The organism is Amycolatopsis sp. WAC 01416, from assembly GCF_003947485.1.
In the GTDB taxonomy this organism is placed as follows: Bacteria; Actinomycetota; Actinomycetes; order Mycobacteriales; family Pseudonocardiaceae; genus Amycolatopsis.
The window spans coordinates 183,568-196,606 of sequence record NZ_QHHX01000006.1 but is presented as its reverse complement, the minus strand read 5'-3'; the positions used below and the strand labels follow the sequence as shown (position 1 = coordinate 196,606).

General features: G+C 68.5%; 10 protein-coding genes. 5 read left to right on the top strand and 5 right to left on the bottom strand.

Going from position 1 to position 13,039, the window contains the following annotated elements; all coding sequences use genetic code 11:
- Positions 1-30: 30 nt before the first annotated feature.
- Positions 31-591, bottom strand: a complete 561-nt coding sequence (locus DL990_RS21655; protein ID WP_125789547.1) for a TetR/AcrR family transcriptional regulator — start codon at positions 589-591, stop codon at positions 31-33.
- Between the two features lie 101 nt (positions 592-692).
- On the opposite strand from DL990_RS21655, the gene DL990_RS21650 reads away from it, so the two are divergent.
- Entirely contained in the window at positions 693-1,433 is a 741-nt protein-coding gene (locus DL990_RS21650) for an SDR family oxidoreductase (protein ID WP_125789548.1), read from the top strand.
- A 127-nt stretch (positions 1,434-1,560) separates the two neighbouring features.
- On the opposite strand, the gene DL990_RS21645 is transcribed toward DL990_RS21650, so the two are convergent.
- Both DL990_RS21645 and DL990_RS21640 read right to left on the bottom strand, forming a co-directional pair.
- Positions 1,561-3,090 carry a glycerol-3-phosphate dehydrogenase/oxidase gene (locus DL990_RS21645; protein WP_125789549.1) on the bottom strand — a complete coding sequence of 510 codons (1,530 nt, stop codon included), beginning with the start codon at positions 3,088-3,090 and terminating at the stop codon, positions 1,561-1,563.
- The gene (locus DL990_RS21640) at positions 3,087-3,671 is read right to left on the bottom strand and encodes a TetR/AcrR family transcriptional regulator (RefSeq protein WP_125799739.1); all 585 of its coding nucleotides are present in this window, start codon (positions 3,669-3,671) and stop codon (positions 3,087-3,089) included. The genes DL990_RS21645 and DL990_RS21640 overlap by 4 nt, the downstream gene beginning before the upstream one ends.
- 20 nt (positions 3,672-3,691) lie before the next feature.
- Here DL990_RS21640 and DL990_RS21635 point away from each other — a divergent pair, with 20 nt between their 5' ends.
- From DL990_RS21635 to DL990_RS21625, 3 genes are all read left to right on the top strand, one after another.
- Positions 3,692-5,323, top strand: a complete 1,632-nt coding sequence (locus DL990_RS21635; protein WP_233620535.1) for an FAD-binding oxidoreductase — start codon at positions 3,692-3,694, stop codon at positions 5,321-5,323.
- On the top strand, positions 5,320-6,246 hold the full coding sequence (locus DL990_RS21630; protein WP_125789551.1) for a diacylglycerol kinase: 927 nt from the start codon (positions 5,320-5,322) through the stop codon (positions 6,244-6,246). The genes DL990_RS21635 and DL990_RS21630 overlap by 4 nt, the downstream gene beginning before the upstream one ends.
- 453 nt (positions 6,247-6,699) lie before the next feature.
- Complete coding sequence (locus DL990_RS21625; protein WP_125799738.1) at positions 6,700-8,211, top strand: hypothetical protein; 1,512 nt, start codon at positions 6,700-6,702, stop codon at positions 8,209-8,211.
- On the opposite strand, the gene DL990_RS21620 is transcribed toward DL990_RS21625, so the two are convergent.
- Together DL990_RS21620 and DL990_RS21615 are read right to left on the bottom strand one after the other, a co-directional pair.
- Complete coding sequence (locus DL990_RS21620; RefSeq protein WP_158632645.1) at positions 8,165-10,162, bottom strand: tetratricopeptide repeat protein; 1,998 nt, start codon at positions 10,160-10,162, stop codon at positions 8,165-8,167. The two genes, DL990_RS21625 and DL990_RS21620, sit on opposite strands and share 47 nt — an antisense overlap.
- A 544-nt stretch (positions 10,163-10,706) precedes the next feature.
- Positions 10,707-11,045 (bottom strand): hypothetical protein, encoded by a 339-nt coding sequence (locus DL990_RS21615; protein WP_125799736.1) that lies wholly within the window; start codon positions 11,043-11,045, stop codon positions 10,707-10,709.
- Between the two features lie 174 nt (positions 11,046-11,219).
- On the opposite strand from DL990_RS21615, the gene DL990_RS21610 reads away from it, so the two are divergent.
- The gene (locus DL990_RS21610) at positions 11,220-13,037 is read left to right on the top strand and encodes a glycoside hydrolase family 76 protein (protein WP_125799735.1); all 1,818 of its coding nucleotides are present in this window, start codon (positions 11,220-11,222) and stop codon (positions 13,035-13,037) included.
- The last annotated feature ends 2 nt before the right edge of the window (positions 13,038-13,039 follow it).

Below are 13,039 nucleotides of genomic sequence, written 5' to 3'. Positions count from 1 at the left end.
CCACCACCTGGCGTGATCCTTTTGCGGCTCTCAGCGGCGGCGCAGACCGTCGAGGATGACGGCGACCAGTTTCCGGGCTCGGGTGTCCCAGTCCTTCTCGGGGACCCGCGACAACGCGCCGAGCAGCAGGATGACGTCGGTGGCGTCGATGTCGTCGCGCATCTCGCCCGCGGCGGCGCCCCGGTCGAGCAGTGTCGTGAGGGCCTCGCCGAGTCGGCCGTGGTGGTCTGCGTAGAGGTCCTGCCAGGTCGATGCCTCGATCGCGGCCATGACCCCGCGTTTGACCCGTGCGTATCCGACCAGCCGGTCCAGCCACCGGGTCAGGGCGTCCAGTGGCGGGTGTTCGGCGAGCAGTGCCGGAACTGCGTCGACCAGCTCGCCCATCTCGTGCCGGTACACCTCGGCCAAGAGGTGCTCGCGGGTCGGAAAGTGTCGGTAGAGCGTGCCCTGCCCGACGCCCGCGGCCTTGGCGATCAGGTGCAGTTTGAGTTCCAAGGCCACTTCGGGGGAGTCGCTCAGCGCCGCCCGCGCCGCGACGACGATGCGCTCGCGGTTGGCGACCGCGTCCGAGCGACGTGTACGAGCGGGCACACCCTCACCTCTTTTTCCTGACGCGACGAGCAAGTGGACAACTGTCCGGCTAGCCTTGGAGCATAACCGGACAGTTGTCAGCTTAGAGCGGGAGAACGTCAATGAATGGAGTCAGCGGCAAAGTCGTCGCCATCACCGGATCGAGCAGCGGCATAGGCGAGGCGACCGCGCTGGAACTCGCCGCACGGGGCGCGGCGGTGGTGCTCGGAGCCCGGCGCACCGACCGGCTCACCGCGCTGGCCGAACGGATCCGCGCCTCGGGCGGCCGCGCGGAGGTGGTGCCCACGGATGTCACCCGGCGCGCGGACCTCGAGCGGTTGGTCGCCGCGGCGGTCGATCGGTTCGACCACCTCGACGTCCTCGTGGGCAACGCCGGGATCGCCAGGATCGCTCCGGTGGCCGAGCTCGACGTCGACGACTGGGACGCGATGATCGACGTCAACGTGCGTGGCGTGCTGCATGGGATCGCGGCCGCGCTGCCGGTGTTCCGCGAGCAGGGGCGCGGACATTTCGTGACCATCGTGTCGACCTCGGGCCTGAAAATCGTCCCGGCCCAGGCGGTCTACGCCGCCTCGAAGAACGCGGTCCGCACGCTGCTGGAGGCGCTGCGTCAGGAGTCCACCGACGGCGTTCTACGCACGACCTCGATCTCGCCCGGCTTCGTGAGCACTGAGCTCGTCGATTACCTCGACGACCCCGAGGTCCGGCAACAGATGCAGAGCCGAATGCGGACGCTCGCCATCGAGCCCGGCGCTGTGGCGCGTGCCGTGGCCTTCGCCATCGAGCAACCCGACGACGTCGAGATCGGCGACATCACTGTCCGACCCACTCGTCAAAACTGACCCCGGCCGGACTCGGCGCCGAGTCCGAGCCGATATTCCGGCTCCGGACCCGGTCGTGGATCGGCACCGTAGGACAACACCTCCCACCCCGAACGTCGGCCCCGAAAAGAGCACTACGAGGACCCCGTCACGGTAGCGACGCGGACGCGAAGATCCCGTCGACCGCCGCGCGCGCCGAGTCCGCATCGGCCTGGACGAGGCCGATGCGGGTGCGCCGGTCGAGCACGTCGGACAGGTCGAGCGCGCCTTCATGGGTGATCGCGTATTCGATCTCGGCGCGGGTGACGTCGATACCGTCGGCGATCGGTTCGAGCGGCGCGCGCACGGTGGCGGCGTCGACCACCGCACGGGCCGATCCACCGTGCCGCGCGACGAGCGATGCGGGCAACCCGTCGGCAGGCAGGCTGTCCGGGCGGGCGGGAGCGCCGACGAGCGGGATCCCGCGGGTGCCGCACGGCCGCGCCGTCAGGCCCGCGACCAGGACGGCCTTGTCGACGACGTCCTCGGCCATCCGCCGATAGGTCGTCAATTTGCCGCCGATGACGCTGATGACGCCGTCCGGCCCGACCATGACGGCGTGCCGCCGGGAGACGTCCGACGTCGCTCCGCCACCGGTGTCGATGAGCGGACGCAATCCGGAGTACGTCCCCAATACGTCGCCCCTCGTCAGCGATCGCCCGAGCGCCTGGTTGACGGTGTCGAGCAGGAACGTGATCTCGGCCTCCGCCGCCACCGGCACGTCCGGGATCGGGCCTGGCGCGTCCTCGTCGGTGAGCCCGACGTATACCCGGCCGAGCTGCTCCGGCATCGCGAAGACGAAACGGCTGAACGAACCGGGCACCGGCACCGTGAGCGAGGCGATCGGATCGCCGAGGGAGGCCGAGCCGAGAACGAGGTGCGTGCCGCGCGACGGCCGCAGCCGGACCGATGGGTCGACGTCGCCGGCCCAGACACCGGCGGCCGAGATGACGGCACGCGCCGAAATGGTCATCGACTCCCCGGAGAGGGTGTCGACCAGTCGCGCGGAGGTTCCGGTGACTGCCTCCGCACGCATCCTGGTGAGCACGGTGGCTCCTTGTTCCGCCGCGGTCCGCGCGAGCGCGACGACCAGACGTGCGTCGTCGATCAGTTGCCCGTCGTAGGCGACGAACCCGCCACGCAGGCCGTCGGCCGAGACGCCGGGCACGAGCCGTCGCACTTCGGCCGCGCCCACGCGCCCGGACAGCGGCAGTACCGAACCCGGCGTGCGTGCCGCGACGCGCAGCGCGTCACCCGCGACGAAGCCGGCGCGGATCACGGCCGCCTGGCGCCTGCCGGTCGAAGGCAGCAAGGGGACGACGGTGGGCAATGGCCGGACGAGGTGCGGGGCGGTCGTCGTCATCAGCACACCACGCTCGACGGCGCTCTCGTTCGCCACACCGACCCGTCCGGACGCCAGATACCGCAGTCCGCCGTGGACGAGTTTGGAGCTCCAGCGACTGGTGCCGAATGCCCAGTCACGGGACTCGACCAGCACTACCCGCAGGCCACGAGCGGCGGCGTCGAGAGCCGCCCCCGTGCCCGTGACGCCTCCCCCGATCACGAGCAGATCGACCGCCGGGTCCGCCGCCAGTGCGTCGAGGTCACGGGTGCGCCGCGTGCGGTTGAGAGCGGTCATGGGCGCAGGTATCCGTTCAGCGCGTGGGCGAGTTCGCGATACCAGGCGTCGTCGGAGAGATGCTCGGCGATCATGCGGCGCGACTGGATCGCGGACTGCGTGATGAGCAGGACCATCGCGGCGAGCTCACGGGGGTCGCCGTCGCGGATGGTGCCACCGGACTGCGCGGACTCGATCGCACCGACGAGCGCTTCGAGCAGAACACGCTGTCCCGCGCCGAGCCGCTCGAGAATGTATCGCGCGACGAGTGTCGGCTCGGAGGTGAAAGTCGGCGCCAGGGTGGGATGCGTACTGATCTTGTCGGCCAGCTCGACGACCTGTCGCACCAAGGACTCGCGGCCGGCGCTCCGCTGAGGCGTTGCCTCGAGCAGACGGCGGATCTCCCGTTCCCACAGCGCGCGGAACACGGCGTCGCCATCGGCGAAGCGCCGGTAGACCGTCGGCCTGCTGATCCCTGCCTGACGGGCCAGCTCGGCGATGCCGGGGCGCCGCGTCGAGACCGACAGACAGCGCGCGGCGGCGTCGAGAATGCGGTCCTCGACGTCCAGCTCATCCGTCTTTGCATCGTTACGACTTGACATAATATGTAAAACTGTAGCACATGACGACCTCGCGACCGCAGCTGCCGACCCCACCGATGCGCTGGGACGGCTGGGGAGACCCTGGGCAAGTCACCGAACTGTCCGGAACACAGCTGGCGATGGTCCGGGACTTGCTCAAGGTGAGCGCCGACGACGTGCGCGCCGTCTCACGGGAGGCGGTACGGCTTCGGCCGTCCGCTCTCGACGCGGCCGGCCTCGCCGCGCTCGAAGCGGTTGTGGGCAGCGACAAGGTCAGCACCGCCGATGCCGACCGGCTGCCGCGCGCAGGCGGCAAGTCCACACTGGATCTGCTGCGGCGCAAGGACAACGCCGAGCAGGACGCGCCGGATGCCGTCGTCCTTCCCGGCTCCGACGCCGAGGTGGCGGAGCTGCTGGCAGTATGCGCCGAACGCGGGATCGCGGTCGTCCCGTTCGGCGGCGGAACCAGCGTGGTGGGCGGCCTCGATCCTCTCCGCGGCACGTTCACCGCGGTGGTCTCACTCGACCTGCGACGCTTCGACGCACTTCACGAACTCGACGAGGTCGATCAGACCGCCGTCCTCGGCGCCGGCCTCACCGGCCCTGCCGCCGAAGGACTGCTTGCGGCGCAAGGGTTCGAGCTCGGCCACTACCCGCAGAGCTTCCGGTACGCGACGATCGGCGGCTTCGCCGCGACGCGATCGTCCGGGCAGGACTCGGCAGGCTTCGGCCGCTTCGACGAAATGGTGCGCGGTCTGCGAGTGGTGACAACGCGCGGAGTACTCGAACTCGGGCGGCCGGGACCGAAGAACGCGGCGGGCCCGGATCTGCGCCAGCTGTTCCTCGGCTCGGAAGGCGTCTTCGGCGTGATCACGGCGGTCCGCGTCCGGGTGCACCCCGTGCCGAAGGCGAAGGCTTACGAGGCTTGGACATTCCCGGATTTCGCGACCGGCGCCGCGGCACTGCGGGTGGTCGAACAGCTCGATACCGGGCCGACCGTGCTCCGGTTGAGCGACGAGGTCGAGACGGCGCTCAACCTCGCGACCGTCGCCGCCCCCGGCAAGGACGACGCGGGCGAGCCGCAACAGGGTGGCTGCCTCGGCGTGACCGTCTTCGAAGGCGAGCCTGAGCTTGTCGCCGCGAGGCACGACGCGACCAGGCGGGTCCTCGAACGGCATGGTGGCACTTCGCTCGGCGCGGACAAGGCACAGCGGTGGGAGGCTCACCGCTTCGACGGCCCCTATCTCCGAGACCCGCTCCTCGCGAACGGCGCTCTCGTCGAAACCCTCGAAACAGCGACGTCGTGGTCGAATCTGGCCGCGCTCAAGCAGGCCGTCACCGAAACCATCCAGGCGAAGTTCGGCGAGTACGACTCGCTCTGCCTGGTGCTGTGCCACATCTCGCATGTCTACGACACCGGCGCCTCCCTGTACTTCACCGTCATCGGCGCCCAGCGCGGCGACGCGATCGCGCAATGGCGTGACATCAAGGCCGCCGTCAACGACGTACTGATGACTTACGGCGGGACGATCACGCACCACCACGCCGTCGGCGCCGATCACAGCGACTGGATGACCGACGAGATCGGCGACGTCGGCGTCGAGATCCTGCGCGCTGTCAAGGCCACGCTCGACCCGGTGGGAATCCTCAACCCCGGCAAGCTGATCCCGTGAGCCCGATCCGCACCGTCGCGTTGCTCACCAACCCGGTGGCCGGGCACGGCAAAGCTCTGGCGGCAGCCGAGCTGGCGAAGGCACGCCTCACCGCACGCGGCATCGACGTACTGGCCCTGGCAGGCACTAGCGCCGAGAACGCGCGCGAGTTGGCGCGCCACGCGATCACCACCGGTGTCGACGCCCTCGTCGTCGTCGGCGGCGACGGCATGATCCACCTCGCGCTGCAGTCGGTCGTGGGCACCTCTACGCCGTTGGGCGTCATCCCCGCGGGCACAGGCAACGACCAAGCCCGCGAGTACGGCTGGCCGCGGGGGCGCGCCGAGGCCGCTGCCGACGTCGTCGCCGACGGCCACCTGACCGAAATCGACGTCGGCGTCGCAGAGACAGCCGACGGCAAGCGCACCCTCTTCGGCTCCGTACTGGCGTCCGGTTTCGACTCGCTGGTGACCGACCGCACCAACCGGATGAGCTGGCCGCATGGCCGAGCGCGCTACAACGTCGCGATGCTGGTCGAATTCGCTCAGCTACGAGCCCGGCCGGTCAAGATCACGCTCGCGGACGGCACGCTCATCGAACAGGACGCGCTCCTCGTAGCCGTGGGCAACACGAAGTCCTACGGCGGCGGCATGCGGATCTGCCCGGCCGCCGACCCGTCCGACGGCCTGCTGGACGTGACGATCGGCGGCGCCTCGACCCGGCGAAAGGTACTCGCGCAGTTCCCGAGCATCTATCGCGGCACACACGTGACCCGGCCCGAGGTCCGTACCGTCCGGACCGAACGGCTGCGGATCGAGATGGACGGCATCAACGCCTACGCCGACGGCGACTACGTCGGCCCCTTGCCTGTCGACGTCAGCCTGCTCCCCCGTGCCGTCTCCGTCATCGTGCCCGGGGTCGTGCGTGGCAAAGAGGGCTATTGAGAGCCAAGGCAAACGTGTCAGGCCCCGACGCGGTGACAACTGTCCACAAGGGACTGAAGATCGGTCTTCGGCACCCGATTTGAGCACTTTGCGCATTCCCGCGCCGGGGTCGCGAGTGAAAAAGAGCGTTAGAACGACCATTACCACTCACGACGTCCTAGTCACTCCAGCGCAGGACCACGACCTGCCCGGCAGTGGATATGCTTCCGACGACGGACTGCGATCAGAACGGAGGATTGCTCAACTATCGAACACGTTGAGTGATCAAGATGCTACAATCAGACGATACACCGGGAGCCGGGAGCCGGGAGCCGGGAGCCGGGAGCCGGGAGCCGGGAGCCGTGGGGCACGTTCTCCTGTGACCGCACAGTCCTCGTCGTCGCCCGGACACTGACCTCGGCGTACCGGCTGCTCGAGGCATGGGCACTGTTCCGCGACGACTTCCGCGTAAGGTTGCTGTTCACGGTCAACGACACGTCGGCGTTCAGCGACGGCGTCGAAGATGTCCTTCGCCGAGCAGGTGCCCGGCTGGTTCCGTGGGAGGCTGTCCGCGAGAAGGAGGTCACCTACGACCTGGTGCTGTCCGCGAGCGAGAACATCGATTTCCACGATGTCTCGAAACACACCGTCGTACTTCCCCATGGGTTGGGCTTCAACAAATTCGTACCCGACAGCAATGGTGACGGAATGCGGCTCGCCGGGCTTCCGCCGGAGTCGGTCCTGCAGGCAGGCGATGCCACGGTAGTGCTCTCTCACCCGGAGCAGCGTCATCAGCTGAAGGCGGTCTCCCCCGCGAGCGAACACCACACTGAGGTGGTCGGCGATCCGACTCTGGCACGATTACTGTCAAGCCAGGGGCTGCGAGACCGCTACCGGGAGGCGTTCGGAGCCACCGGGCGGACGCTGGTGGTGCTGGCTTCGACCTGGCGGCCGGATTCCTTGCTGGGCAGGTGGCACGCCCTGCCGTCACAGCTGTTGGCGGAGCTCCCCGTCGATCGCTACCAGGTCTGTGTCGTCGTTCATCCGAACGTCTGGTCCTTCTACGGGCGAGCGCAGATCGAATGGTGGTTTTCTTCCGCGCTGGAAGCGGGTCTCGTGCTGCTCCCGCCGGATTCGGGATGGCAAGCCGCGCTCGTGGCCGCGGATCAGGTGATCATCGACCATGGATCGCTGGGTTTGTTCGCCGCCGCCCTCGACAAACCGCTCCTGCATGCCGGGGCTTCGGCGGAGATCGTCGCGGGCACTCCTCCTGATCGGCTACTGCGCGAGACGGTGGAACTCGACCGGAACGCATCGCTACGGGACCAGCTCGACCGGTGCCGGGACGCCCACCGTTCCGGCCGGTTCCGGTCCATCACCGATCGCGTGTTCGCTCACACTTCCGAAGCGGACACCAATCTGCGGAACCTGATCTACCGGAAACTCGACCTCGAGACGCCATCGGACTCGCTGACTGCACAAAGGTTTCCCTTACCGGAACCCGAACTTCGCCGCATCACCTCCTATGTGGTGCACACGGTCCCGATCACGAACGCCGAGCTGAGGCTGACCAGGTTTCCCGCCGCGGTTCTGCCGGAGTGTCCTGGCGAGGAGACCCACGTGGTCGCCGACGAGACCGAACGCGACCTGAAGATCCTCGAAAGAGCCGCAGTCGTCTTCAGGGACGGGCCGCTCTCCATGCCGGAAGCCCGGCACTGGGCGGCTTCGACGCTGATGGCCTATCCCGGCGCCAGGGTCGCGATCGCCGCCACAGAGAATGGGGGACTCGCCGCGGTTCGCGGCGGCGGGTTCGTCGAAGCCGTGATGGCCAGTGGCCACCAGCTGTCCTTGGCGGCCTCGGCCATCTACTGCTGCTTGCTGTCAGGTGCTCTCGACGATCGCCGGATTCTCGTGCGGGCGGGCAGGGTTTCCGCGCGGATCACGCTGACGGTGCGGAATCCCGAAGCCGGCGTAGCCGATCTCTGAATTCGCCTGCCCGTCCACTGCCCAAGCGCTCATGAATCTCCATCAAGGCCTGTAAACCGGTCTCGTCCTCGACGAGGGTGAGGAGATCCTCCCGCGCCTCGGCTTCGTAATACGGCTGGTCGTCGTCGCGCAGAATTTCCACGGCCTCGTCCAGCGTCTGCCGTGCTTGCCCAGTCGCCCCGCGAGCCCGCAGAACGTTCCCGAGCTCGGTGAGACACCGTCCGTGCATCCGCGCGTCGCCGACTTCGCGGATCTGCGCCAAAGCGTTGCGCAGGATGTCCTCGGCCTCTTGGAGCCGCCCGGAGCGATAGTGAGAGCTTCCGAGGAAGAGTGACGTGAAAGCGATCCCGCGCGTGTCGTTCTCCTGCGCGAACAGGGCGATCGCGCGCTGATAGGCCTCTGCCGCGTCACCGGGGTCGACGTGGTCGCGATACCTGCCCAGCATCTCCCAGACCGAGGCCAGCAACCGCGTGTCATCCGCCTGCTCGGCCAGTGGAAGCGCGCGATCGACCAGCTCTTCGCCGGCGCGATCCAGGTTGCCCAGATCCGACCACGCGCGCGACACGAAGCTGCGCAGCCGGGCCTCGGCCCTCCGGTTTCCGATCAGCCGTGCCGAATTCGCTCCGAGTGCACTCGACTCCGTCCAATCCACCAGGTAGCGGCGAGTCACGTACAGGGCGGTCAGTGCTTCGGCCAGGCGCCATGACTCGTCGTGCATATCGAGGTCCGCGGCGGCGCGCTGCACCGCGAGCAGATTCCCCCGCTCACGATCGAGCCATGCCAGCGCTTCCCGTTTCGCGCTGGCACCCGCGAACGGGGACTTCCATCCATGGGTCAAGGTGTCCGGGTCGACCCGATATCGCCCGGTTCCCAGCACGGCAAGATCCGCGAAAGCCGCGGTGGTCACCAGATGGGTGACCACTCGTCGCACCGCGGCCTCGCATTCGTCCGCCCCGTCCTGGCTGAAGGCCAGTTGCCGGGCGTGCCGCCGAACCATCGCGTGCAACGAAAGCCGACCGTCCGAATCCTCGTTCAGCAGCCCGGACTCGATCAAGGTCTCCACTGCGGAACTCGACGCGTCCTGTCCGACGTCGGCGAGTCTCGCCAGGGTGTCCTGTGTCAGATCACGGCCCGTGTACAAGCCGAGCAACCGGTAGATCCGCGCGGGCTCCGACGCCAAGGCCTCGTACGCCACCGCGAAAACCGCCGAGACCTTGTCTTCGCCTCCGACCGCGAATCCTGAGCGGCCGCTTTCGATCTGCGAAGCAAGTTCGCCCACGCTCATGCCGCGGCGGGCCAACAGGCGCGAGGCAGCCACCTTCAACGCCACTGGCAGGCCCGAGCAGAGGCGAACCAGCCGGCCGACCGCCTCCGGCTCGGCCTCCGCCCTCGCACCGACCAAGGTGGTCACCAGGTGCGCTCCGCTGGCATCGTCGAGTGGCTCGAGCCGGATCGCCTCGGCACCGTCGGCCAGCAAGTCGCTCAACTGAGCGCTGCTCGTGACCAGAACGGCACTGCCGGACCCGTTGGGCACGAAGGGCAGCACCTGGGCCGCGTCCGAGACGTCCTCAAGCACGATCAGCACCGCCTTCTCCGCGGTGATGGTCCGGAGACGATTGGCTCGCTCTGCCAGGGTCGACGGCATCACATCTTTCGCGACACCCAAGGCGAGCAAGCATGAACCCAGGGCATCCGCGACCGAGGGCGCGATCCCGTCGACCGAGGCGAACTCGACATGAAGATCGCCGCCCGAGAACACCGCGGTGTCACGAAACCGCTGGACACAGCGGCGGATGAACGCGGTCTTCCCCACTCCCGGCAAACCCGTGCAAACCCCGAGCCGGGTCGCTCCGGCCGAGCGGGAAGCCCAAAGCCGGTCCACGCGGCCGAGGTCGGCCTCCCGGTTCACGAAGTCACGCGGCCCCAGAGGAACCTCCTGCGGCACGACCATGCAGCCCTCCCCGCCCACCGGCAACCCATGCCCTGTACCCGGGCGGCACGACCCTATCGCGATCAACGATCGGATGCCGCACGCCGGTTTCCGGGGGATGCGAGCGAGGCGCGGAAGGCTCTCGGGGCGTATTCCGTCGAGCACGGGGAACGCGTACCGCGTGTGGCCACCGGCCCGCGTACCCATTTCTCTTTGACCCGCCGGTAAGCGGACACGGGCATCAGGGCGTCCTGACCGATGAATCCGTGAGCACGCCGGTCGGCGTCCAAGTCGACGTGTGCCGAATAGCCGACATAGGCCGCGGGCCGCGTCAGTCCGTCGGCCACGGCGAGTTTGGTCATGCGGCGATGGGTGCCCGCCCCGCAGAAGGTGAATCCGCCGCCGTGCAGGTACGGCACGGTCGCCCGACGGGTCGGAAGGCGCCGCACGACCGAGTTCCGCCTTCAATCACGTGAGTTCGGTGCCTGATCACGCGAGTCACGCCTTCGACCTGGCCACGAACACGGCGACCGGACGGAGGCACCGATCGCTGCGACACATCGACCTATCTCGCACTATTATGACGACCCAGATCACTCACGACCCGCGGCAGGTCCAGGTTCCGGAGCATGGCGCGCTGTTCGGCGGTCGGCTCGCCGTCGACCGTGATGGTGAACGGGGGCGTTTCCGTGCGGGAGCGGAGAAAGTTACCCCAAGCGATCCCCAGGTTCGCCAGCCCGGTCAGGGAGCCGGTCGACACGCGGATGACCTCGAAAGCGCCCGTGTCGCCGGATTCCGCGGTGCTGATCGTCGCGGACCGCGCCACGTCGGCATCGTCACGGAGCCAGTTGTAGAACTCTTTCAGCGCTTGTTCGTCGCCGGCGGCGTTGATCGTCAGCTCCACGGGACCTCCCTCGAAACGCGATATCCCTACCAGTCGCGGCTTTGGTCCGAGGCGTAACAGGAATCCTGTCCTGAGATCTGACCGGTGGTTCCCGTTGACCGGCCGGTGACGAAGCCCGGATCATGGAATTCGTCCCAAGATCCGGTGCATGGCCGATCCCGAGGGCGGACAACGATGTCATCGCTGCTCCATCTCGTGCTTTGCCTGATTCTGACGGCGATTCCCGTACCGGCGGAGAAACCGGTGACCGCCGCGGCGGTGGTCTGTGTGCTGTCGTGCGACACGCTCGACCCTTCACGGGCGCGGCAGGACACGTTCCCGGTTCCCGACCGGCTGCTCAACGGCCGCCTGCTCCGGCTGCACGTGTCCGATGCGGACGGGATGGCCTGGGGCAGCATCGATCGCGGCGTGGCCGGGGATTCGGTCTGGCTCGATCGGTCCTGGGACGGCGGCGCGACGTGGGAAGGTCTGCTGGGCAAGGCGAGCATCCCCGGCGCCTGGACCGGCACCAGAACCTTGATGTACAACGTGACCGATCCCGGCAGGCACCGGCGCGGCCTGATCCGCGCGTGCGGGGACGCCGCCGGAGTCACCTGTACGGAGTGGATTTACCCGAAGGTCTGCGACGTCGTCTGTGACGGCTCGACGCGGGCCGACGGCGACATGCAGCCGGTCGCGCCGACGACGTTGTCCGGGCGCACGATCCGCCTGCACGTCGACCGGAACGCGATGGCTTGGGGCACCATCGAATCCGGCGCGCGGGGTGACGAGATCTGGCTGGACCGCTCGTGGGACGCGGGTGCGGGCTGGGCGGACGGTTCGTCGCTCGGCCGGACGCCGGTCGCCGCGGACGCGACCGCCGGCCGGACCGCGTTGTTCGCGACGCGCGATCCCCGTGGCCGCCACTACGGTGGTGCCGTCCGTGCTTGCGGGCGTGAAGCCGGGCACCAGGAAGGATCCTGTACGGCGTGGGCCCGTCCGGCGCCCGCCCGCGCGCAGGCCGCGGCCGACGCGCTCCTGTACTCCTACGATCCGTATCCGGGCTGGTGGCCGAGCAGTTGGTGGAACTCGGCCGCGACACTGACGGCGGTGATCGACCACGCCAGGACCACCGGGGATCGCCGCTACGACTGGGTCATCGCGCGGACCTTCGAGCAGAACCGCGGCACTTTCGCCGCCGGGGAGCGCAGTTCCGACGCCATCGAAGGGGATTTCGCCAGCCGGGCCATCGACGACAGCGCCTGGTGGGGTCTGGCGTGGGTAGCCGCTTACGACCACACCGGCGAGCCACGCTATCTCGCGATGGCGACCACGATCGCAGGGTACGTGCACCGGTACTGGGATCCGGGGACCTGCGGTGGCGGTGTCTGGTGGGATCGGGAACGCACCTACAAGAACGCCGTCACCAGTGGTCTGTACCTGCGGCTCGCGGCTTCCGTCCACCGCCGCACGCCGGGTGATTCCGTTTGGCTGCAACGATCCCGGACGGCCGCGGACTGGTATCTCGCGAGCGGGATGATCAACGCGGCCGGACTGGTCAACGACGGGCTGACCCGCGACTGCCACAACAACGGCCAGACCGTCTGGACATACAACCAGGGGTTGGGCATCGGTGGCCTGGTCGAGGTCTGGCGCGCAACCGGCGAAACCCGCTGGCTCGACGCTGCCCGGCGGCTGGCCGACGCGGCGGTGACCGGCCCGGTGCTGACGAGGAACGGCGTCCTCACCGAATCCTGCGACGTCGGCCAGAACTCCTGTGACGACAACCAAAAGCAGTTCAAGGGCATTTTCATGCGGTTCCTCGCCGACCTGGCCGCCGCGACGAGTTCCCCGGTATACCGCGACTACGCCCGGCGGCAGGCCGACTCGCTCTGGACGTCCACTCGCGACCCGCTGAACCGGATCGGCCAGCGCTGGGCGGGCGGGACACCGGACCAGACCGACTGGCGGACCCAGGCGAGCGGGCTCGGCGCGCTCACCGCGGCGTCGTGAGT